Source organism: Streptococcus infantis SPAR10, from assembly GCF_000279535.1.
Classification (GTDB): domain Bacteria; phylum Bacillota; class Bacilli; order Lactobacillales; family Streptococcaceae; genus Streptococcus; species Streptococcus infantis_I.
Genome location: NZ_ALCH01000004.1, coordinates 211029 through 231700, shown reverse-complemented (window position 1 = coordinate 231700; position 20672 = coordinate 211029). Strand labels below are relative to the sequence as shown.

At 37.6% G+C, this 20672-nt stretch carries 22 protein-coding genes, 1 pseudogene and 1 riboswitch; of the genes and pseudogenes, 8 read left to right on the top strand and 15 right to left on the bottom strand.

Going from position 1 to position 20672, the window contains the following annotated elements:
* The first annotated feature begins 107 nt into the window (after nucleotides 1-107).
* Entirely contained in the window at nucleotides 108-644 is a 537-nt protein-coding gene (locus SPAR10_RS06410; protein WP_004252101.1) for a DUF1307 domain-containing protein, read from the top strand.
* A gap of 37 nt (nucleotides 645-681) precedes the next feature.
* Here the strand turns inward: SPAR10_RS06410 and brnQ are convergent, their stop codons facing one another.
* The 5 genes from brnQ to SPAR10_RS06385 all read right to left on the bottom strand — a co-directional run bounded on the left by brnQ (nucleotide 682) and on the right by SPAR10_RS06385 (nucleotide 5111).
* Nucleotides 682-2007, bottom strand: coding sequence for a branched-chain amino acid transport system II carrier protein (gene brnQ / locus SPAR10_RS06405; protein ID WP_004252098.1), 1326 nt, complete (start codon nucleotides 2005-2007; stop codon nucleotides 682-684).
* 166 nt (nucleotides 2008-2173) lie between these two features.
* On the bottom strand, nucleotides 2174-2455 hold the full coding sequence (locus tag SPAR10_RS06400; protein ID WP_004252096.1) for a rhodanese-like domain-containing protein: 282 nt from the start codon (nucleotides 2453-2455) through the stop codon (nucleotides 2174-2176).
* Entirely contained in the window at nucleotides 2452-3042 is a 591-nt protein-coding gene (locus SPAR10_RS06395; protein WP_004252092.1) for a uracil-DNA glycosylase family protein, read from the bottom strand. Before SPAR10_RS06395 ends, SPAR10_RS06400 begins: the two co-directional genes overlap by 4 nt.
* Before the next feature lie 53 nt (nucleotides 3043-3095).
* On the bottom strand, nucleotides 3096-4496 hold the full coding sequence (pepV, locus tag SPAR10_RS06390) for a dipeptidase PepV (protein ID WP_004252085.1): 1401 nt from the start codon (nucleotides 4494-4496) through the stop codon (nucleotides 3096-3098).
* A gap of 9 nt (nucleotides 4497-4505) precedes the next feature.
* On the bottom strand, nucleotides 4506-5111 hold the full coding sequence (locus tag SPAR10_RS06385; RefSeq protein ID WP_004252083.1) for a nitroreductase family protein: 606 nt from the start codon (nucleotides 5109-5111) through the stop codon (nucleotides 4506-4508).
* Between the two features lie 231 nt (nucleotides 5112-5342).
* Here SPAR10_RS06385 and SPAR10_RS06380 point away from each other — a divergent pair, with 231 nt between their 5' ends.
* From SPAR10_RS06380 to SPAR10_RS0101975, 6 genes are all read left to right on the top strand, one after another.
* Nucleotides 5343-6152: an amino acid ABC transporter substrate-binding protein gene (locus SPAR10_RS06380; protein WP_004252082.1), complete on the top strand. Its 810-nt coding sequence runs from the start codon at nucleotides 5343-5345 to the stop codon at nucleotides 6150-6152.
* Between the two features lie 121 nt (nucleotides 6153-6273).
* Entirely contained in the window at nucleotides 6274-6468 is a 195-nt protein-coding gene (locus SPAR10_RS0101985; protein WP_001082478.1) for a helix-turn-helix transcriptional regulator, read from the top strand.
* Between the two features lie 15 nt (nucleotides 6469-6483).
* A complete protein-coding gene (locus tag SPAR10_RS06375) occupies nucleotides 6484-7026 on the top strand; it encodes a DUF3278 domain-containing protein (protein ID WP_004252080.1) in 543 nt (180 codons plus the stop codon).
* Nucleotides 7027-7036: 10 nt separating this feature from the next.
* The gene (locus SPAR10_RS0101980; RefSeq protein WP_025170547.1) at nucleotides 7037-7363 is read left to right on the top strand and encodes a hypothetical protein; all 327 of its coding nucleotides are present in this window, start codon (nucleotides 7037-7039) and stop codon (nucleotides 7361-7363) included.
* Between the two features lie 26 nt (nucleotides 7364-7389).
* Nucleotides 7390-7929, top strand: coding sequence for a DUF3278 domain-containing protein (locus SPAR10_RS06370; RefSeq protein WP_004252078.1), 540 nt, complete (start codon nucleotides 7390-7392; stop codon nucleotides 7927-7929).
* A gap of 320 nt (nucleotides 7930-8249) precedes the next feature.
* On the top strand, nucleotides 8250-8552 hold the full coding sequence (locus SPAR10_RS0101975) for a hypothetical protein (RefSeq protein ID WP_025170546.1): 303 nt from the start codon (nucleotides 8250-8252) through the stop codon (nucleotides 8550-8552).
* A 168-nt stretch (nucleotides 8553-8720) separates the two neighbouring features.
* Here the strand turns inward: SPAR10_RS0101975 and SPAR10_RS06365 are convergent, their stop codons facing one another.
* The 7 genes and pseudogenes from SPAR10_RS06365 to SPAR10_RS06335 all read right to left on the bottom strand — a co-directional run bounded on the left by SPAR10_RS06365 (nucleotide 8721) and on the right by SPAR10_RS06335 (nucleotide 15836).
* Nucleotides 8721-9617: a TDT family transporter gene (locus tag SPAR10_RS06365; protein ID WP_004252077.1), complete on the bottom strand. Its 897-nt coding sequence runs from the start codon at nucleotides 9615-9617 to the stop codon at nucleotides 8721-8723.
* A gap of 103 nt (nucleotides 9618-9720) precedes the next feature.
* The gene (locus SPAR10_RS06360; RefSeq protein ID WP_004252076.1) at nucleotides 9721-10269 is read right to left on the bottom strand and encodes a carboxymuconolactone decarboxylase family protein; all 549 of its coding nucleotides are present in this window, start codon (nucleotides 10267-10269) and stop codon (nucleotides 9721-9723) included.
* 131 nt (nucleotides 10270-10400) lie between these two features.
* Nucleotides 10401-11104, bottom strand: a pseudogene (locus SPAR10_RS10820) (alanine:cation symporter family protein).
* Nucleotides 11105-11194: 90 nt separating this feature from the next.
* Nucleotides 11195-11283: riboswitch (glycine riboswitch) on the bottom strand.
* A 332-nt stretch (nucleotides 11284-11615) separates the two neighbouring features.
* Nucleotides 11616-12428, bottom strand: coding sequence for a nuclease-related domain-containing protein (locus SPAR10_RS06350; RefSeq protein WP_004252069.1), 813 nt, complete (start codon nucleotides 12426-12428; stop codon nucleotides 11616-11618).
* 23 nt (nucleotides 12429-12451) lie between these two features.
* On the bottom strand, nucleotides 12452-12910 hold the full coding sequence (locus SPAR10_RS06345; protein ID WP_004252064.1) for a nucleotide exchange factor GrpE: 459 nt from the start codon (nucleotides 12908-12910) through the stop codon (nucleotides 12452-12454).
* A gap of 7 nt (nucleotides 12911-12917) precedes the next feature.
* Nucleotides 12918-14285, bottom strand: a complete 1368-nt coding sequence (locus SPAR10_RS06340; protein ID WP_004252062.1) for a tetratricopeptide repeat protein — start codon at nucleotides 14283-14285, stop codon at nucleotides 12918-12920.
* 12 nt (nucleotides 14286-14297) lie between these two features.
* Nucleotides 14298-15836 carry an Hsp70 family protein gene (locus SPAR10_RS06335; protein ID WP_004252059.1) on the bottom strand — a complete coding sequence of 513 codons (1539 nt, stop codon included), beginning with the start codon at nucleotides 15834-15836 and terminating at the stop codon, nucleotides 14298-14300.
* 499 nt (nucleotides 15837-16335) lie between these two features.
* On the opposite strand from SPAR10_RS06335, the gene SPAR10_RS06330 reads away from it, so the two are divergent.
* A complete protein-coding gene (locus tag SPAR10_RS06330) occupies nucleotides 16336-17265 on the top strand; it encodes a helix-turn-helix domain-containing protein (RefSeq protein ID WP_004252057.1) in 930 nt (309 codons plus the stop codon).
* Between the two features lie 51 nt (nucleotides 17266-17316).
* Here the strand turns inward: SPAR10_RS06330 and SPAR10_RS06325 are convergent, their stop codons facing one another.
* From SPAR10_RS06325 to zapA, 3 genes are all read right to left on the bottom strand, one after another.
* On the bottom strand, nucleotides 17317-19653 hold the full coding sequence (locus tag SPAR10_RS06325; protein ID WP_004252052.1) for an endonuclease MutS2: 2337 nt from the start codon (nucleotides 19651-19653) through the stop codon (nucleotides 17317-17319).
* Between the two features lie 109 nt (nucleotides 19654-19762).
* Nucleotides 19763-20311 (bottom strand): CvpA family protein, encoded by a 549-nt coding sequence (locus tag SPAR10_RS06320; RefSeq protein WP_004252048.1) that lies wholly within the window; start codon nucleotides 20309-20311, stop codon nucleotides 19763-19765.
* On the bottom strand, nucleotides 20308-20610 hold the full coding sequence (zapA, locus tag SPAR10_RS06315; protein WP_004252047.1) for a cell division protein ZapA: 303 nt from the start codon (nucleotides 20608-20610) through the stop codon (nucleotides 20308-20310). Before zapA ends, SPAR10_RS06320 begins: the two co-directional genes overlap by 4 nt.
* Nucleotides 20611-20672 lie beyond the last annotated feature (62 nt).

Here is a 20672-nt window from a genome sequence, read left to right as displayed (position 1 = left end):
TCATTTTTTACATCTTAGTATGTGTGAAAATAGAAAACTAGGATAATTTGAATACAAAAGTATTTTATGGTATAATAAGAGCAGTTCTTAGGAAGAAAGGAAAAAATATGAATAAATTTTTCAAAATGACGCTTTTCTTAACTCTACCGCTGGCATTCTTGTTGGGATGTTCAAAACAGTCATCAACAACTTCTAACTCTTCAAAAGTAGAGTCAACTGAGGTAAAAACCACTGAGGCTGAAACAAGTGAAAAGAAATCAGAGCTAAAAACTGTAACTTTTGTAAACGATTCTCAGCCTGGTGTCCAGTCAACATTGACCTATACAGTTGACGGTGATAACGTTGTGAAACAAACTGCTCACAATGTCGCTGACCCCGAAGTCCTAAACAATACTGCAGATGATTTAAAAAATCTTGTCGAAGAAACCTACAAAGGATATAAGGGCCTCAAGGGGGTAACTTTATCTGTCGAGATTAAAGATGGTAAAGTCGTACAAGATCTTGAGATTGACCTTTCAGTTGCAAGCATTGACGAACTTAGAAAAGCTTTACCAGAAGAATACTCAGGTGTTGGGAAAAACGTTAGCTTTAAAGCCTCTAAGAAAATGTTAACAGACCTTGGTTATAAGGAAAAAACGAACTAAGAGTAATAGAAAAAAACTTGGCCAACGCCAAGTTTTTTTATTCCATCTCAAAAGCTTCACTCTTTTGCTTATTTGGAAGAACAAGGGAAAGTAAAATCCCAATAATCGCTGGTACTAACCATGGTAAGGAAGCCTTAGCAAATGGTAGAGCATTCACAATGTTTGCAAGGAAGGTCACTTCAAATGAACTTCCTAAGACACTAGCTACGGCAATAGCTGTAACAAGACCCATCGTCAATTGCATGCCTGGTTTTGAAAGTGGTACAAACTTGTTCACAATCACAATCATAACAATCACAATGGTAATTGGATACAAGATAACTAGGACAGGGATAGAATATTTGATGATTGCATCAAGACCAAGGTTGGCAATTGCAAAACCAATCAAGGTAAAGACAGTCGCATAAACCTTATAGCTGAGTTGTGGGAAACGTCCGTTAAAGAACTCCGCAGTTGAAACAATCAAACCTACAGTCGTTGTGAAGCAAGTTACTGTTACCATGGCTGCTAGGAATAATTGAGCTGTTGAACCAAAGATTTCTTGGGTCGCTTGTGACAAGATATAAACCCCTGGAGTTCCACCCTTCATCGCTTCTTCTGTCATTGGGAAGTGATTTCCAAGGAAACCTAGGCCAATGTATAGGGCACTAAAGCCAAGTGCTACGACAATTCCGACTACCCAAATGGTTGAGATGTACTCTTTTTTACTCGAAAATCCAAGTTGTTTCAAGGTTTCAACCGCGATTACACTAAAGGCAACAGATGCGAGAGCATCTAGAGTATTATATCCTTCAAGGAATCCTGCTCCAAATGCTGAAGCTTGATAAGCTGCTGTAGCTACTTGTGGAGCATTCCCACCATATTTAAAGGCTCCAAGAATTACCAAGATGATAATTAAGAGGGCAAAAACTGGTGTCAAAACCCGACCGATACGATCCAAAATCTTTGAAGGATTAAGCGCGATTAAGTATGCTGCTACAAAGTAGATAAGGGTAAAGACAATCAAGCCTAGACCTTTGTCAGCATCTGCCAAGAGGGGACTAATCCCTACTGCATAAGAAGTTGTTGCAGTACGTGGAATGGCAAAAAATGGACCAATCGACAAGTACAAAACTGCTAGATAAATCGTTGCAAACCAAGGGGAAATCTTTGTAGAAATCTCATAGATATATCCCTTAGGATTTAAGGTCCCGATGATCAAGGTCAAGACCGCAAGTCCGACACCCGAAAGTACAAATCCTGCAATGGCAGGGAGAAAGCGTTCCCCAGATTGAGCACCTAGGGTAGGGGGGAAAATCAAATTACCCGCACCAAAAAATATTCCAAACAGGAGTAATCCTGTTAAAGCACCTTTTTTAGCCATAAACTCTCCTTATAAAAAATAAAATACTTTCTTAGTATAACATGATTAAAGGCTTGAAAAGGCTATCTCGGAAAAATTTTAAAATGTTTTCAATTTTCTGATTTTTAGAGAAAATAAATTCTCTTTAAAACCTTTCTTATTTTCGGTCTTAAAGGGAGTTTTTTTCTTATTCTAAGGCATCCATGCCACCTTGGACATTGATAACCTCATATCCTTGTTCTGCTAAAAATTGACAAGCGCGTGCTGAACGCATTCCTGATTTACAAATCACGTAGTAAAGATTATCCTTATCTAGTTGTTTATAAGTATCAGCTAATTGGCTGAGAGGTAAATTACGAGCGCCTTCTAAATGAAGAGCCTCAAATTCCTCTACTTCTCTCACATCTAATACAGAAAGCGACTCTTTCTGGTATAGTTGGTAAAAATCATTAAAAGTAATTTCTTTCATTTTTCTTCTCCGAGAATTTTTTGAATTCTTTCTTTCAAGTTAGGCAAAACATCTGCTTCAAACCAAGGATTCTTTTTCATCCAGATTTGGTTCCGAGGTGACGGGTGAACCAAAGGGTAATAATCTGGCAAATAATCCTTAAAGCGATGCACACGGTCTGTTACCTTGCCACTAACTTTCTCATGCAGATAGTAAGCCTGAGCATACTGACCAATCAAAAGCGTCAATTGAATATCTGGTAATTCTTTTAAAAGTTTAGGGTGCCACTTTTCTGCAAAACCAGGTCTAGGCGGTAAGTCACCGGATTTTCCATGCCCTGGAAAATAGAAATCCATTGGCATAACTGCAAAATAACCTGACTTGTAAAAAGTATCTTCGTCCACACCCATCCACTCTCGCAAGCGGTCGCCACTTTTATCCTTCCAGTAAAGCCCCGCTTCCTGAGTTTTAAGACCAGGTGCTTGCCCAATGATATTGATACGGGCTGTTTTTGGTGCTGCAAAGAGAGGTTCGATTCCTTGCTCAGTATAGTGTTGATTTTGTGGGTCAGCCATGATGGCTTGCTTGATTCTTTCGATTTGAGACATCTACTCTCCCTCCAAAAAGAAGTCTAAGCATAAAATCTCAGACTTCTATAGCATTATTTGATCAATTCATAGATAGCTTCAGCATAGATAGCTGCTGCACGGAAGAGATCGTCCAAGGCGATAAATTCGTTGGCTTGGTGCATAGTGTCGATAGAGTCTGGGAACATAGCACCATAGGCTACACCACGTTCTAAGAGACGACCAAAAGTTCCACCACCGATAACTTGTTCATGCCCTTGAAGACCTGTTTGTTTTTCATACACGCTCAACAAGGTTTGTACAAGTGGATCTTCCATTGGTACGTAGTGAGGTGTATGTCCGTGTTCTGACAAGCTAACTGAAGTAACTGGCAAGTTTTCAAGAACTGACTTGATTTGCTCTGGACTTGTTCCTTTTGGATAACGGAAGTTGAGGGCAATGGTATTGTCAGCACTTGCTTCGTCAAAGCGGAAGACACCAGCATTCATAGAAAGGGCACCCATCTTTTCATCCACATGAGCCACTTTCAAGTTTTTGCCTTCATGGTCATTCAAGAGAATCTTACCAGCAATGTCAAGGTAGTCTTTTGCAGGTCCTTCAAATGCAAACTGGCTAAGGAAGAGAGCAAGATAAGTCGCACCATTGACACCTGAAGCAGGCATAGCACCGTGGGCAGATTTACCAATTACAGTTACCTTGTACTGACCGTTTTCTTCTTGGATTTTTCCTCTAAGTTTGTGCTCTGCAACAAAGGCATCTAGTTTCGCTTGCAAGTCAGCCAAGTCACCTGAAACGACTGCTGTTGCTGACTCAGGAACCATATTTTCACGCAAACCACCTGTGAAGCTGTGAAGACGAGCTACCCCCTTGTTGTCACCGGCAAAATGGAGATATTCTGTGATATTTCCTTTTTCACCATTGATAATTGGGAATTCAGCATCTGGAGAGAAACCAAAGTCTGGCTTCGCAAGTCCTACATGGTCAAAATAGTAGTCCATGTCAGCCCAACCTGATTCTTCATCAGTTCCGACAATAAAGCGAACTTTCTTAGAAGTTGGAAGTCCAAGCTCCTTAATGATTTTCAAACCATAGTAACATGCTGTAGTTGGTCCCTTATCATCAGAAGCACCACGCGCATAGAGACGGCCATCTTTGATAGTTGGAGTGTAAGGATCAGTGTCCCAACCGCTACCTGCTGGTACTACGTCCATGTGGGCAAAGATTCCAAGAACTTCCTTACCTTCACCAAACTCAAAATGTCCTGCATAGTTGTCGACATTTTTTGTTGGATAACCATCACGGTCTGCGATTTCAAGGAATTTCTCCAAAGCTTTTACTGGACCAGGTCCAAATGGGTGCTCCGCATCTGCCTTACTGTCATCACGTTCTGAGTTGATTTCCAAAAGGCTAAACAAGTCAGCCAAGAGGGCTTCTTTACGTTTTTCTACTTCTGCTGTAAAATCAATAACTGTCATTTTTACTTCCTATCTTTTTTCGATAATTTCATCTACTGGCAAGCGGTAGCTTGGTTCCAACTTCTCGTCTGTGTATCCTACTGTGATCAAAAGTTCTGGACGGAAGCGTTCTTCAATTTCCAAAACTTCATTAGCTTTTGATTTGTCAAAACCAAGGATAATGTTTGAACCAATTCCCTGGTCAGTCAATGCAAGGACTAAGTTCATCGCAACTAAACCAGCATTGAGGGCTAGGTAGTCACTGATTTGTTGTTCATTGTAACGTGCATACTCAGCTGGAAGATTTTTCATAAAGTACTGAAGTTGTTCTTCTGAGAAGTTCTTTGCTCCACCAACACGGGCAATCTTGCGAGCTCGTTTAGCTAGGTCAGTATCTGTAAACAAGGCAATGGTTACAGGGGCAGATGCTACTTGCTCAAAGTTTGAACCGTAAGCCAATTTTGCTAGTTCAGCATTTCTCTCACGAACTACAACAAACTTCCAAGGCTGACTATTGTGAGCACTCGGTGCCAAGGTTGCGATTTCAATAGCTGTTCGAACATCCTTGGGATCAACTGGTTTATCAATAAAATGCTTAGTCGCATGACGTTTTTTATTTAACTCAAGAAATTTCATAATTGATTTCCTTTTCTATTTCTATTGCTTCCATTTTACCACATTCTGAAAGAGCTTGCAGAGATTTTTCATTAGTGGCCTAAATTATCTTTTTCTTTTCTGATTTAAATTTTAGATTACAAACTCAAACTAAAAATTATAATATTTTTCTATCACTTCCATAAAAAATATATATTGGCTATTTGATTGATTGTCTGGTAAGCTAGATACCATTAAGTAAAGGAGACACACATGAAAAAATTATTCTTATTATTAGCCATTAGTCCCTTGTTGGTGGCCTGTGGACAATCTAAACAGGATAGTACTTCAACTTCCACTGCTAGCCCTAAAACCATTGTCGTAGCAACTGCTGGAGACATTCCACCTTTTGACTTTGAACAAGATGGTAATTTGACTGGATATGATGTTGAAGTTTTAAAAGCAGTCGATGAAAAACTAGATCAATACAAGATTGAATTTCAAAAAACTGCTTGGGAGAGTATATTCCCTGGAGTTGATGCTGGACGTTACCAAGCCGCTGCCAACAACTTGAGCTACACCAAAGAGAGAGCCGACAAATACCTCTACTCGCTACCTATCGCAAAAAATCCTTTGGTTCTAGTGAGCAGAAAAGACAAGGCTCTTACCTCTCTTCAAGACATCGCTGGTAAAACTACTCAAGATGACACTGGAACTTCTACTGCCAAGGTTGTTACAGACTGGAATCAAAGCCACTCCGACAATCCTGCTACCATCCAATATTCTGGCGAAGATGTGGCTAAGCGTCTGAATGACCTCGCCAACGGTGAATTTGATTTCCTAATATTTGACAAAATCTCTGTTCAAAAAATTATCCAAGACCGAGGATTAGACTTGAACGTAGTCGACTTGGAGAACAATGACAATCCAAACAACTACATCATCTTCTCAAGCGACGAAAAAGAATTTAAAGAACAATTTGACAAGGTTCTCAAAGAACTCTACCAAGATGGAATCCTTGAAAAACTCAGCAAAACTTATCTCGGTGGTTCTTACCTACCAGATGCATCAGAATTAAAATAAAAGGATTGGCTAGGCCAATCTTTTTTTCTAGCAAAAAATATGTCAAAAATAGTTGACATTTTATTTTCAAAAGAATATACTATAGTCAAATATATGTGACACAATCTAAAAAGGAGGAAGCATGAATCGTGTGAAAGAATTCCGCAAGGAACTGGGCATGTCCCAGCTTGAGCTCGCCAAGGATATCGGTGTCTCGAGACAAACCATCAATATGATTGAAAACGACAAGTACAATCCAACCCTGGAACTCTGTCTCAATCTCGCCCGCAGCCTCCAAACTGACCTCAACAGTCTCTTTTGGGAGGATGATTTTTAAAAAAGGAGCAAACTCATGAAAAAAGAAACCTTTACTGAAAAACTGATCAAACGCACATACGGCATTTCTGAGCCCCTTGACGAATACAAACGGCGCGAGGCCGATCGTATCGGTAACCAAGTCTTTATCATCCTCTTTTATCTGATGATTTTCGGAAATCTTATTCCACTCGTTCTAGCCTATAAATTTCCTCAACTAGTGGCTCTGGTCTATCCTCCTCTGATTTTAGTGATTGCCCTCATCGCTGCTAGCTATCTCACCTACCAAATGCAAAAAACAGGGATTACAACTATTGAACCAGATATGCTGAGTGAGAAAGAAAGTAAGCAACTACACTACCCAGGTCTTAAAGCAGGTTTGTTCTTTGGTCTATGGATGTTTTTTATAACTCCTCTTCTCAGTATACTCATAGGTGAAAGTCCGGACTATTTTAATTCTCTTCTCACTATAAGAAATGGTTTAGCAAGCATTCTCGGTTCTATCTTCTTCGGAGCAAGCATACAGTTCCTCATCTCCCGTCGCATTACAAGAGCTAAAAAAGAGCAGGATAAGGATTAGGAGAAAGCTTATGAAATCACTAGTAACGTTAATTACCTATCATCTTTTGTTCAGTTCTCTACTCGCCTTCATCATCATTTCAGGAAACTTGCCCATCTACGAAATAGTCCTTGTTCTTGTCTTTGTTCCAGCACTCAACAAAGGACTGACTTATCTAAAGATAGATTCCCAAAAAACGCGCATACTCAACTTAGCACTATGCTTTATGATTATATCCTTGCCACAACTGACGGTTATTTCAAGCGATTGGAAATATTATTTATTATTAATTATCGCTAGCCTTTCTTTTACCACTTATCTTTATTATCTCTATCAATTCGTAAAAGAAACAAAATAACATCGTTCATTTAGGAGAAATCACCCATGAAAAAAGAAGACTTAACAACTCGCTTACTTCGAAATTTCTTTCATATACATGGGCCTTTTGACGAATGCCGTCAAGAGGTTATCTACAAGGCTTGCGCCCGTTCCATGATCCAAATCTTTTACTCTTCCTTCTTTCTCTTCCTGTTCTATATCTTGTTCGGACGCTTTATCGAAATTGTTCGATTGCTTATGCCCTACCTCTATTTTGGACTCATTCTGTTCATGAGTATAAAAGCTCAAAGAGCCGTACAAGAGCTTCATCTTGAAAAGGATGACAAATCAGAAATCATCTACAAAACCTACAGCAAACGCCAAATAAAAGTTCGTAGTTGGCTGGTATTTATAAGTATTGAGATTGGCTTATTTGCTCTGTTGCTCTTTCATAAACTCTTCGTTCAACAGATGTCCCTTTCAACTTTCTTGGAAAAAATCATCCAAACAGAGATAATGATCCCCTTACTGGTCTTTGGTCTTAGTATTGGAGCAATCTTTGGGACTATGGTCTACTGCTTTTTATCACTACATAAGGAAAAGTAAGAAACTACTTGGATTATTGTTTATAAGCAGATGGACAAAAGCTCACTTTATTGCAAAAACTCAGTAAATATTTTCATGATAAAACGCATAATATCAATCTTTTTGAATTCCTGACATTATGCGTTTTATGATTTTAAAGACAGTTTGCCTCATTCCTTTTACAAAACGAAAAAGCCATTCTTTACAGATGGTTTTCTAGCAACCGAATCGGTACGCACTTTTCAAGTTGTGTACGGACAAAGTCTTATTTTAACTTGCTGTGTTGTTTTAGATGGTTCCAAAACTTATTTTTTGTATGATTATATCAGAATATTTTAAAAATGAAAGGGATTTCTATGGAAAATGATGTGTTTTTTGATTATTATTTAAAATCACTTAGGTTTCATTTTGGTGATAGGTGTAAGGATATTGGATTTATAGAGTTTTTTAAAGATAAAAACAATTGTTTTATTACTATAGAGGATTATGTTTTGGAATCATTTGTAGTATTGTCAAATATTTTGAGTGAGGATAGGATTGTGTTTTCTTGTGGAATTATTTATAGTAAGGGGGTAGTTACTGGAGTAGAAGTATGTATGAATGTTTTAGAGTTAGAAAGATTAAATAATTTGTACAAGATATAGTTTTGAAGAATACAAAAAAAGATAAGGGAAGCTGTCTAAATGAGATATGTAGGTTGATAGTATCAATGTTTCCTGGTTTTAGAGCTGTGTTGTTTCGAATAGTTCCAAAATACTTCTCAAACCAAAAATAGAATAAACCCCTAACACTTCTCAGTGCTAGGGGTTCTTTTAGTTCCTTAAATATCCTATATACTCTACTAATACGTAGATGAGGATTGTTAAACAAATGATAATCTCTAACCAAACGACGAGGTTGAGGACCGGAAACTGCAGAATGCCTTGGGACATTTTCAATGAAGTTGCTGTGATAATGGTTGGAAAGGTTAGGGCTGAGAAGGCTGGTTGGAAACCTTGTTTTAAAATCCTTGGCAAGCGACTAAGGACAAAGAAAAAGAAGGTCTGTGATGCAAGGATCATAACTAGCAAAATCCAACTAGGAAGACTGTATCCTCCTACTCTCACTAATGCTGCCAAAAGGAGAGAAAATGGAGCACAATAGATTCCTTCTTGCCCAAACAAAGCGAGCGGTAATGGATTTTTCCTCAAATCTTGATAAATTAGAGGGTAAAGGATAAGGGTTAAGATAAAACCAAAAATCCAAGCTCCATAGGCAATCCCAACAATGCCCACCACGGGGTAGGTCAAGGTTGCTACTGCTATTCCTACATAAAGAACCGTCCAAGTTGGTGTTGCACTGGCCCTTTGTTTAACCAAAGCATAGTTCTTTGTAAAGTATGAGATGAGATAAACATCTAGAAGAAAAGCAAACCACCAGAGAATCTGTGCAACAATGCTCAAGCTCATAGGTAACGTTCGCAGCAAATAAGTCGATAAAATCATCCCTGCCATGGGAAAGGTTGCCATTCCTGACAAAACAGGGGCTTTCTTTAATTCTTGCTTGCTTTCATGCCAGTTATTGAGGTGGCTTACCAAAAAATAAAACCATAAAATCAAGCCTGACAAACTAAAGATGTGTGATAAAAGAGGAAAAATATCCAAGATGAGATTTCCTGCACCAGCTAAACCCAATAAGCAACCTGAAAAGGCTAAGGGGAGTTTTTTCATGTGAATCTCCAATAATGATGTTATTATCAGTATATCATAAAAACCATTAAAAAAGCATATAAAAATGGAGTCCGACCCTATCAGACTCCATCCTTTTTATAATTTAGGCGTAAGGTTGCAACTCTGGATTAATTGGTGTATTGGCTAAGTTATTAGCATAGTTACAGAGAGTCGCCAAACTGACACCAAGGACGACATCCAAGGCATTTTCTTGCGTGTAGCCAGCATCCAAAAACTCTCCAAGAGCTTCATCTCCTACACGCCCTTTGGTATTGATGACTGCCAAGGTAAACTTAGCAAGTGTATCTAGCTTAGGATCACTTTCAATCGGAGTACGATTGCGAAGGGCTTGGAGAAGGTCATCGTTCATCTGGATTTGCTTTATAGAAAAGGCAGTGTGCCCTGCTACACAGAAGGCACATCCATTGGTTACAGCTGCAGTGATTTGTACCACCTCGCGCTCTACGGGTGTTAGACTATTGCGACGATTGATTGCGCCAACAGTGCGATACGTTTCGAGGGCTGTTGGAGCATTTGCCAAAAGTCCGATAAGGTTAGGAATGTATCCATTATTGTCCTTTTGAACTGTTTTAAGAACTTCTTTGACTTCTGCTGGTGCTGATTCTACAGTATGGATAGTAAATGTTGTCATAAGAGGACCTCTTTTCATTTTCTTGACACTTAGTCTATCACAGAATTTTCTACTTGTATAATATATATTTTTAATTGTGTTGATAGGATTTTTTTATGAAAACAAAAAATCACACAAAATGTGTGATTAGCTTAAGTAGCAAAATACTTCTTGGTCTCAGCGATAACGACTGGAGATAAGTCCAAGATAACAATCAAGTTTGGTAGAGTCATGAGAGCATTAACAATATCCGCAATGACCCAGACCATATCTAGCTCGATGAATCCACCTAGTAAGACCATGAGCACAAAGACAACACGATAAAGCCAGATAAAGCGAACGCCAAAGAGGAACTTAAATCAACGTTCCCCGTAATAGTTCCATCCCAAAATCGTGGTAAAGGCAAAGAGTACCAAGAAGATTGTTAAAAGGGCGCCATTTTTCTCCCATTCCTAAAAGGATATAGTGCATCGGACCACCCGCAACCGCACCATGGTCATCCTTAGTCCGGTATTTAATGGCAAGTAGTCCTTCTGCATACATGGTTGCCATTCCAAAAAAAGCTGCCATCCACATCCAAAAGAGAGCTCTTGGGCCACCAACTTTGATAGCCGTTGCCACCCCCGATGATATTTCCTGTACCAACAGTTGCTGCTAGGGCTGTACACAAGGCAGCAAAGCTCGAAATATCCCCATGCGCCTTATCCTTGATAAAAATAAGCTGGAAGGCCTTTGGGAGACGCAGGATCTGTAAGAGTCCTAAGCGAAGAGTCAAGTAAATCCCTGTACCAACCAATAAGATTAAAAGGGGTGGTCCCCATACCAGAGCATCAAGCTCTTTTAGCAAATTTAACATACTACTCTCCTATCTATTCAACTCCAAAAGAAAGAGCACATGTTAGAAACATGTACTCTGGAATGCATCGATAAATGCCAAAAATCGTTCTATCATTGCTCTGTCCTTTTACCTGAGAGTTTGAGCAGTTGCCTGCCTTGCCCCTTCGGTGCCTTTACGGTCTCTCCAGAGTTCCGTCCATTTACAGTCATGAAAGGTCAAAGGACCTTCCACTTCTATTAAACTTCATTCGGTGTTGTATGTAATTTTTACTTATTTTACAAGAAATGTTATCTTTTGTCAATATATTTTTCAGCGTTGGTTAGACGAAAGACTTTCTGATCTTTGAGTGTGGAAAAATCTAATATTTCACTACCATTTCCGATGATATAATCAATTCATTTCATGTCATTTTTAGAATTTCACTCATATTATAAAAAGTTAAAAATAAAATACTATTTCAAAATTTAAATATAAAATTGTAGGCTAAGAAATCTATAACATCAAATTATTTACTATTATTTTACATGAATTAGCGTTTTAAAAGCAAATTAAATGTCTGGCGAATCATCTGTCCACCAATTGTATCCTTAAACTTATCCTCCCTAGATAACTCATCTAACATCTCTTCTAGACTAACAGCTTTGATATGACCTGGCCAAAAGACATTATCCAATCTACCTGCGCCCTTATAAGTTGGCATCAAGACAACACGTGTTTCCAAGCGATAAAATTTTAATAAATTTGCAAATTTATGGGAAAAACTTTCTTCTGCATAAGACATGTTAGGAGACATTTTTTTAGGTCTGCCTATTTGAGCTCCTGTAGCACTATCTATAGTGTACAATAAACCATTCTCTTCTCTGTAAATCACATTTCCTGATGAATAAAACTTTAAATCCACTAACCAAATTGTAGACCCAGATACAATAACACAATCAATATCTGCATCTACTCTTTCATCTTCTAAATTGAGATTATGAACAGACCAAAAGGTAACTAATTTTTCTAAAAGTCCTGATTTCTGTAATGCTTTTGCAAAATTAATTTCTCCCTCTTGGCCAAGATTAATAGCAGATTCATCGAATCCTGATTTATTCAATCCTTTTCCAGGTTCTCCAAACATCAATTCATGTTGATAAAGTTTATAATTCTTAAGCTTTTGTGGTTCAAATCCTGTCATTTTACCATTATGAGTTGCCCTGGAAATAGTGGGTAAATCACTATATTTAGATATTGAAGGAGTAGGAGTTTTTGGATAAACCTTACCACTATGTCTTCTGCCATAAAGAAATCCTAATATAAAATAAAGTTTATTTTTAAGATGCTTAAAAAAGCGAAACAATTTCTCAACCTCCTAAACATATCTTATTTAGCAATAATCACTTTACTTGGTCTAAGAACCCTATTATTTAACAAATATCCTTTTTGCAATACTTCAACAATATTATTCTCACTTTGTTCATCAGTAACTGCTACTGTATTAACAACCTCATGCATACTTGGGTCAATCATGCCACTATTATCAATAACTTGTAATCCATTCATTGAAAGAATTTGCAGAAGTTCTTCAGCAATTGAAATAAGCAAATCTGATTTTTCTTCAGATGATTCAATGCGATCAATAACTTGAAGAATCTGTTTCATAAATGGAGCAAATTTCTCACCCTTGTCTAAATCTTGTCTATAGATTAAATACTGCTTCAGTTCTTCAATCAGACTATTTTTAGCTTTATCTTCTAATAAGCGGCGTGTAATTAAAGATTCAATATCTTCAACTTTATCTACGATATATGAAACTTTTTCATGCAATACTTCTTCACTCATAAGAACTTTATCCTTTCTTTCTTCTATTTATTTGCCATCCCTTAGGATAATTGTAATACAAGACAATATTTGATAATAATGCCAAACTTAAAGCATTACTAATCCAAAAACTGTGCACAAACTTATCAAAGAAACCACTCAAAAACCAATTAGCTACAAAAACTAAGACAAACATTAAACATCCCATACCTTGCGAGTGACGTGTTGTAGCATAAATGGTAGAATTTTTATTTTCAATATAATCATTATAAAAATTAGTATTTTTAATTTTATCTTCAATTCCTAATTTTTGCGCCTTTGCTAGGTAAGCTTCTGCAATTCGAACACGCGCCTTATTATCTAAAACTGCGTTATGCTCATATTTTGTTCGATCGATATATTTTCTAAAGAATGCCTCAACGTCTGTATCAGGTGCTTTTTTCATACGCTCTATCGTAATATCTAACAATAAACTAAAATATACCTGTTGGAAATCTTTATTGTTCCCATATCTTTCGTTTAAGGTATCTAAATAATTCTCACACTCATCTTCAGATTTCAAAAACAGAATACTTGCATAGTGTATTTTATGCTCTAGTGAATCCGAAACATCTACTAATTTTTTTGCAAACTTATAGGCTTCTTCAATATCTCCAATTTCTCTATAAGAGCATGATAAAAGGTTATAAATATATTCTTCATTATTTTTATTTTCTTCTAAATAATGATCATATAGATATCGAACATCTTTTGCTGCCTGTTTATACTGTTCAAATAAAAATAGAGATCTACCCTTTTTCAAAAGATAAAAGGAATTATTAGACAGTTCAAAAGCTTCCTGATAATACTGAATTGCAAATTTTTGCTGATCCTTTTCACAATAAACATCACCTAACAAGGATAGGATATCTGCATTTTTAGGTCTCAATCTATTAGCTTCACTAATTGCTAGCTCTGCATCCGATAATTTTTGATCTTCAAGGCTAATCATAGCCTTAAAATACCAGGCATCTGCATCATTTCGATTTATTTTTAAAGCCTCTTCAATGTAAGAATAAGCTAATGATTTCTTTCCTGAGTAAAAAGCCTGCCTAGCTGAATCAAGATAGCTTGTATTAGAATCATTAGTTGGAGTAGAATCTGGGGTTCCTTCAGAACTTTGTTTAGAAATTGCTAACTCCCCATCATATTTTTTTCTGGTTTCTTCATTTTCAAATACTTTTTCTGCCTGCGCAATAATTTCCATCTTTCTTTCAGCCATTGATCTTTGATCTATATTGGGTGAACCCGTCAATTGACGATAGCGTTTTCGATTTGACTTGATACTTTTCTTAACATCATCTAATGAACTTGTTTCTGAAATTCCTAACTCTTCATAATAGTTTGTTACTAACATTGTGCCTCTCCTCTAATCAATTGTTAAATCTTTTATTTTACGACTGGCCACTTCTACAGCATTTTTATCTAGATTTGCTTGTCTCTCTACCTCAAAAGTCCCTAATAGGTGATTATCTGAATCATGTACCTCTACAAATACTGTTTGATCAACATCATAATGATAAGTTACTTTCAAAGCCGTTCCTGCTGCCCAGTCTCCGGGTAATTTAATGGTGCTCTCTCCTATAACAGTAACAAATTGTGGATCCTCGTCATCCCCTTGAGTAACCTCTACTAGCACATTTTGTTGATTATCTACAACTGTTGAAAAATACTCAGAGTGCTTGTTTGGAACCTTGGAATTTTTGGGAATAATAATCGTATTTCTTTTCACACCATTTGAGAGAGCCAGAGTTCCCAAGGCTTGAGAAGTCACATCCGAAACAACTAATTTTTCTGCTAGTCCACGAACTGTTTCACTAACATCTGCACTTTCTGATTTATTAGCGATTTCCAATGCTGCCTGAATAGCTGCGCCCTGTGCTACAGCTTCATCTGGATTGATAGAATATACAATCTTCTTCCCAATTTTCTCTTCTAATTTTCTTTGTACCATTGGCATGCGGGTTGAACCACCTATTAATAGTACTTGGTCAATTTCATCCCATGATATTCCAGACTCTTCAACGACATCATCCAACAACTCTTCTGTACGATTCATTAGACTTTTCGTTGCTTCTTCAAATTCTACACGTGTTACCGGGATTTTATAACTTTTGCCTTTATAATCAAGAAAGACATTTGTTTTTTCTACAGTTGTTAGCCCTCTCTTTGTATTCTCTGATTTTTCACGAAGCAAAGCAGTAAAGTGTTCATCCGTATAAATATCCTCTGCTCCCTGTTCTTCCATCTTTTCAGCAATAATCATTGATAGGGCATTATCAAAATCAAATCCTCCTAAATTACGATCTCCATCAGTGGCAATAACATCAAACTCACCATCTTTTATTTTCATTAATGTGACGTCAAAGGTTCCTCCACCTAAATCGTATACCAATACTGTCTCATTTTTTTCAGCTGATATACCGTATGCAAGAGCCGCAGCTGTAGGTTCATTTAGAACTCGTAAAACATTGAGTCCAGCAATTTCTCCTGCATGTTTCGTTGCTGTTCTACGGGCATCATCAAAATAAGCTGGAACAGTTATTACAACATCTTCTACCTTGTCACCAAGTGCATTTTCTGCTCCTTCTTTTAATCTTTTTAGAATGATTGCTGATATTTCTTCTGCTGTATAAACTGTATCACTAGGAGAATCAAATTTCCAATTTGGATTTCCCATCTGCCTTTTAACATACTGTACAACTGCTTCAGGACTACTTGCTGCCAAGTTTTTAGCTTGAATCCCAACAAGTGGTTCATCTTTACCATCAAAATCTTGGAAGAATACTACCGATGGAGTTAAATTTTCACCATCTTGATTCAATAAAATTTGCGGCTGTCCAGTTTCTGATAATACTGATACTGCTGAATAGGTCGTTCCTAAATCAATTCCAATTGCTCTACTCATATTTCACTCCTAATCATTATTTGATTTAAACTGTGTTAGTACTTCTGTTAAAAACTTATAATATTTTAACTCTGCACCTATCTTGCTCTGATTTTTCTAATATATCATAAGACTACTAACGATTAAATTACTAAGTTAAACTTCTTATTTCTGTCACAATGATAAATCCAATTCTTTAATTGGTTTTTCAAGTCTTTTATTATCTTCTAACTATATTGTGTTTTTTTATTGTTTACTCTCCCTTTCATCTATTATATGAATCTTCAATTCTTTGTATTTTATTTAATCATAAACAAACTCCCTTAAATTTGATTGCATACGTTTACAGTATAGCATGCTATTCGCTCAATTTACGAAAAACGTAACTATAATTACCCTTGTAGAGCATTCTACCCCCCCCCCCCCCCGAAAAACCGTAACTATAATTACTTTTCACTAAAAGTCAACCAAAAAACTGGTAGAATTATGAAAGAATATAAAAAATTCAAGGAGATTTAAAATGCAAGATGAAAGTGTATATGGATTAGTTTACAAATTCATTCGTGAGGAAAGGGGGTTTACACAGAAGAAAGCTGCTGGCATAACGGTGACCCCTCATTTCTTACGTCAGTTTGAGCAAGGAAAATCTCGGATTACTATTCAAAAATTTGATGAGCTTCTCTCGAATATTGGAATTGATAAGGAGACCTTTGATATTCTCAAAATGAAGATGTTCCCTTCTGAATTTCATAAATTACAGACTCAAGTAGCTAATTTAGCCTACAAGCGTGAATACAAAAAAATCCTTAGCTTGATTAATAAGCCCTTAGAGAATCCTGGTGTCTCTGAACACTATGTTATTGCTAATCGCGTAGTCAATAAATTTGCTATCGCCAATATTATTGGTAATTCTTTTCTAACTTCAAAAGACTATCAAGAATTGGAATATATCAAAAATTATCTTAGCGAATTAGATAACTGGAATAAAATCGAGGTAAAAATCTTTTCATCCATCATACCCCACTTTTCAATCGAATTTTTAGATTACAAGCTCTATCATTTACTAAATACTCTTAAAAAACAAACTGAGTACCATTCAACCCGTACTGCTGACTACTATATTGACTGTATGAGAACTTCTATCAAACATTATTCTGTTAATGGTTACTATGATAAGGCTGAGAATTTAGCTCTTAAAACTTTGGAAGTAATTAACACCTTCCCTTTATTGAGTGCAAAAATGGTGGATATGATTGGTCTATCAATGGAACGTGCTAATAATTTTCTCAGACAAGATGACATCAGAGGTTTAGAAATTGCAAAACATATCTTTGCCGTTCTTGATAACTTTGAAAAAATCTATCCTAATCAACTCTTAACACGAATGAGAGAGGATTTCTTTGCTACTGTCACACAACTCAATCATACTGGACAACCTTTAGACGTCTAGTCGAGAAAAAGAAAAAGCTTGAGGAATACATAAGATTCCTCAAGCTTTTTCTTATCCTTTAAAGGTTACGATTGTTGCACCACTTCCACCTGCATTTTGTGGCGCATAGCCAAAGCTCTTGACTTGCTTGTTTCTTTGGAGATATTTGGTTACTCCTTCACGGATGACTCCTGTACCGATACCATGGATGATGTCCACTTGAGCCATGTTGTTGAGTAAGGCTTGGTCGATAAAGGCATCCAAGGCTTCCATAGCTTCCTCATAGCGCTTGCCTCTGAGGTCCAGTCGAGCCTGTGGTGCTTTACCAGCAGCACGCTTGACCACGTTAACTTGTTTTTTCTTGACTGGCGCTTCTTGTTGAGCTTGTACTAAGTCAAACTCTTTTTCTTCAAGGGTCATCTTAATCAAGCCAACTTGAGCTTCCCAACGACCATCCTTGAGTTGATTGGTCAAGGTACCTCGTTGACCATAGCTTAAAACGATGATATCATCCCCAACTTTTGGAGCTCGTTTTTTCTTAGCCTTTTGGAGGACTTTATTTTTAGAAAGATCAACTTTTTCAGGTGCTAACTTCTTGAGTTTGGCCTTGGCTTCGATAATTTCATGTGGTTTCAGTTGAGATTTACTGTGAAGATTTTTTAGAATATCGTCACTTTCAGCCAGAGCCAAGTCAACAATTTCAGCAGCTTGCTCACGCGCCTTATTGAGTTCAGTTTCCTTTTCACGATTGAGCTCGTTATAAAGTTTTTTAAGGGCACGATTCATCTTGAGGTTTTCTTGCTCGACTTGACGAATATTCTCAAGACGTTTACGGCTTTCAAGCGTCTGCTCTTCCAACTGCTCAATAATGCGATTGACATCATTGTCTTGATTAATCTGCTTGCTAGCGTCACCTACGATGACATCTGACAAACCGAGACGTTTAGCAATCTCAAAGGCGTTGCTTCGACCAGGTACGCCTTGCATAAAGCGATAGGTCGGGCGCAAGCTAGCTGTATCAAACTCCATGCTGGCATTTTGAACATAGGCAGTTTCAATTCCATAGGCTTTGAGTTCAGGATAGTGAGTGGTTGCCATAGTCTTGACCTGACGCAAACGCAAGTCTTCTAGGATAGACATAGCAAGGGCTGCACCTTCTTGGGGGTCTGTTCCTGCTCCAAGCTCATCTAGCAACAAAAGCGAGTTTTGATTGACCTTACCAAGAATATCAACGATATTGGTCATGTGACTAGAGAAGGTTGAAAGACTTTGTTCGATGGATTGTTCGTCTCCAATATCCGCAAAGACCTCCTCAAAAATCCCCACACGACTTCCCTTATCCGCCAAAATTGGCAAACCTGACTGAGCCATCAATTGCGTCAAACCTAAGGTTTTGAGCATAATGGTCTTACCACCCGTATTGGGACCAGTGATGACGATGGCTGTTAGATCTTTACCAAAGTGTACATCATTAGCAACAGCATTTTGCACCAAGGGATGACGAACATGGAGGAGTTGAATCTCCTGGTCCTCAGAGACTTGAGGAACTACTGCTCCTGTCTCTTGGATAAAGCGAACCTTAGCCCGAATCAAGTCTAAATGTCCAATAATCCATGCATCATTTGCGATTTCAGCTGCATGCGGTCTTACTCGTTCAGAGAGTTCTTGCAGGATACGCATCATCTCATAGCGTTCGTCTGCACGAAGACTGGCAATTTCCTCACTCAGCTTGACTACTTCACGCGGTTCGATATAGACAGTATTTCCGCTGGCAGAAATATCATGAACCACACCGGCAATCTTATTACGATAGGTGTTTTTGACAGGAAGAACCTGGCGACCATTTCTACTAGCGATGATGCCTTCAGTCAACATCTGAGCCTTTTGTTTGAGAAGGTCTTGCAAGACGTCACGAACTTGGCTCTCGCTATCATGGATTTTACGGCGGATTCGTGCCAGTTCTTCACTAGCAAAATTCTCAATAAATCCAGCTTCATTGATGGCTTGGAGATTACCCTGCAGATGTGGAAAATCATGAAGTTTCTCAAACCAATTTGCCAAGTGGTCCAAGCGTACATTTTCAAGATTATCATAGAAATTTTTCAGTTCACGGCTGGCAAATATGACACGTTTGAGAAGGAGAAATTCCTCGATGTTGAGATCAGCACCCATCTCCAAACGTTTGCAGGTAGCCGCAATATCTTTTGTTGCCGAAATGCTGAAATGAGGATGCTCAACAAAGAGTTCTTGCATCTCCTTCATTTCTGCAAAGGCCTGTCTAATTTTATCAGCTTTATCTGTTGGGACCAGCTCTTTTAACTGTTCTAGTCCTTGTTCCGTCAAAAGATGAGGTTCAAATAAAGCCTTGACCTTGTTAAATTCTAACGTTTCTAGTATTTTTGTATTCATCTTATTTCCTTAGTATTAAAGTTATGGCTTTTCTTATTTTCAACTCTTTAAATCAATTTCTTACTTTTCGAAATTGTAAACAAAAGGCTAGGAATAGTTCCCGCCCTTTTTAACCGATTATTTTAGTAACCCAAAGCTGTTTAATAAAATTAGTTGAGAATGGAATGCTTTGGATGATATGTCTAGCTACAAAGCTATTTTCAAGTGAATTTTGAACAATTTGTAATGGCACAGTCGCGAGAATCGTTAGCATCATCTGGAGGACAAACAAGGTCACACCGATTGATAGCACACCCGCACCTATACGGTAATATTTTCCATCAAGTATCTTACTTGGTACTAGGTTTAGAAAAAGACCAAGCAAACGGCCGATGCAGTAAAAAATCGTAAAGGCTAAGAGGAAGCCGACACCTGCATAAAAAACCTTATCTAGTTGGAAAAGTTGATTGGATGGGAAAAAGAAAGTTCCCTGTCCTTCCTGCGGATTAGCATAAGGGATTAATAAATTGAACTTCTGCCCTAAAGCTAGGTAATATTTGCTTGCAAAATAAGCTGAGACAATCGTTGCTACAAGATAATATGCTTGCAAAATAATTCCTCTGCGGTAGCCAATATAAAAGCTCCAAGCAAGGATTAATAAGAGTAGAATGGAAATCATAGGGAATCCTCAATCTTACTCTGCTCTTGTTTAGCCGCAACCACTTTATAACGGAGCGATTCTAACTCTTGCTCCTTATCATCAAATTCAATCTCACGACTGAGCTGAGTAGATAGGCAGTTGACTGCTAAGAGAATAGCTACTGTCTCATCATCAGCTCCAGGCATTTGTTCTTTGATTGCTTCATACTTTTCCGTCGCAACTTTAGCAATCTCCTCCATGAAAAGATTGTCATGTTCAGTTGTCAGCGTTAATGTTTTTTTCCCAAATGTAAACTTGAATCGATTTAAATTTGCCATAAAATTCACCTCAAGATATTATACCAAATTTCACTTAGTTTGTCAGTTTTTACCAATTCTAG

Excerpts from the sequence above, each read along its gene's own strand:
- SPAR10_RS06340 (WP_004252062.1), bottom strand. The coding sequence starts at position 14,285 with ATGTTAGTAACAAACTATTATGAAGAGTTAGGAATTTCAGAAACAAGT.
- SPAR10_RS06325 (WP_004252052.1), bottom strand. The coding sequence starts at position 19,653 with ATGAATACAAAAATACTAGAAACGTTAGAATTTAACAAGGTCAAGGCT.
- SPAR10_RS06345 (WP_004252064.1), bottom strand. The coding sequence starts at position 12,910 with ATGAGTGAAGAAGTATTGCATGAAAAAGTTTCATATATCGTAGATAAA.
- brnQ (WP_004252098.1), bottom strand. The coding sequence starts at position 2,007 with ATGGCTAAAAAAGGTGCTTTAACAGGATTACTCCTGTTTGGAATATTT.
- SPAR10_RS06370 (WP_004252078.1), top strand. The coding sequence starts at position 7,390 with ATGAAAAAAGAAGACTTAACAACTCGCTTACTTCGAAATTTCTTTCAT.
- zapA (WP_004252047.1), bottom strand. The coding sequence starts at position 20,610 with ATGGCAAATTTAAATCGATTCAAGTTTACATTTGGGAAAAAAACATTA.
- SPAR10_RS06410 (WP_004252101.1), top strand. The coding sequence starts at position 108 with ATGAATAAATTTTTCAAAATGACGCTTTTCTTAACTCTACCGCTGGCA.
- SPAR10_RS0101985 (WP_001082478.1), top strand. The coding sequence starts at position 6,274 with ATGAATCGTGTGAAAGAATTCCGCAAGGAACTGGGCATGTCCCAGCTT.
- SPAR10_RS0101975 (WP_025170546.1), top strand. The coding sequence starts at position 8,250 with ATGAAAGGGATTTCTATGGAAAATGATGTGTTTTTTGATTATTATTTA.
- SPAR10_RS06380 (WP_004252082.1), top strand. The coding sequence starts at position 5,343 with ATGAAAAAATTATTCTTATTATTAGCCATTAGTCCCTTGTTGGTGGCC.
- SPAR10_RS06375 (WP_004252080.1), top strand. The coding sequence starts at position 6,484 with ATGAAAAAAGAAACCTTTACTGAAAAACTGATCAAACGCACATACGGC.
- SPAR10_RS0101980 (WP_025170547.1), top strand. The coding sequence starts at position 7,037 with ATGAAATCACTAGTAACGTTAATTACCTATCATCTTTTGTTCAGTTCT.
- SPAR10_RS06365 (WP_004252077.1), bottom strand. The coding sequence starts at position 9,617 with ATGAAAAAACTCCCCTTAGCCTTTTCAGGTTGCTTATTGGGTTTAGCT.
- SPAR10_RS06320 (WP_004252048.1), bottom strand. The coding sequence starts at position 20,311 with ATGATTTCCATTCTACTCTTATTAATCCTTGCTTGGAGCTTTTATATT.
- SPAR10_RS06395 (WP_004252092.1), bottom strand. The coding sequence starts at position 3,042 with ATGTCTCAAATCGAAAGAATCAAGCAAGCCATCATGGCTGACCCACAA.
- SPAR10_RS06330 (WP_004252057.1), top strand. The coding sequence starts at position 16,336 with ATGCAAGATGAAAGTGTATATGGATTAGTTTACAAATTCATTCGTGAG.
- SPAR10_RS06360 (WP_004252076.1), bottom strand. The coding sequence starts at position 10,269 with ATGACAACATTTACTATCCATACTGTAGAATCAGCACCAGCAGAAGTC.
- SPAR10_RS06335 (WP_004252059.1), bottom strand. The coding sequence starts at position 15,836 with ATGAGTAGAGCAATTGGAATTGATTTAGGAACGACCTATTCAGCAGTA.
- SPAR10_RS06400 (WP_004252096.1), bottom strand. The coding sequence starts at position 2,455 with ATGAAAGAAATTACTTTTAATGATTTTTACCAACTATACCAGAAAGAG.
- pepV (WP_004252085.1), bottom strand. The coding sequence starts at position 4,496 with ATGACAGTTATTGATTTTACAGCAGAAGTAGAAAAACGTAAAGAAGCC.
- SPAR10_RS06385 (WP_004252083.1), bottom strand. The coding sequence starts at position 5,111 with ATGAAATTTCTTGAGTTAAATAAAAAACGTCATGCGACTAAGCATTTT.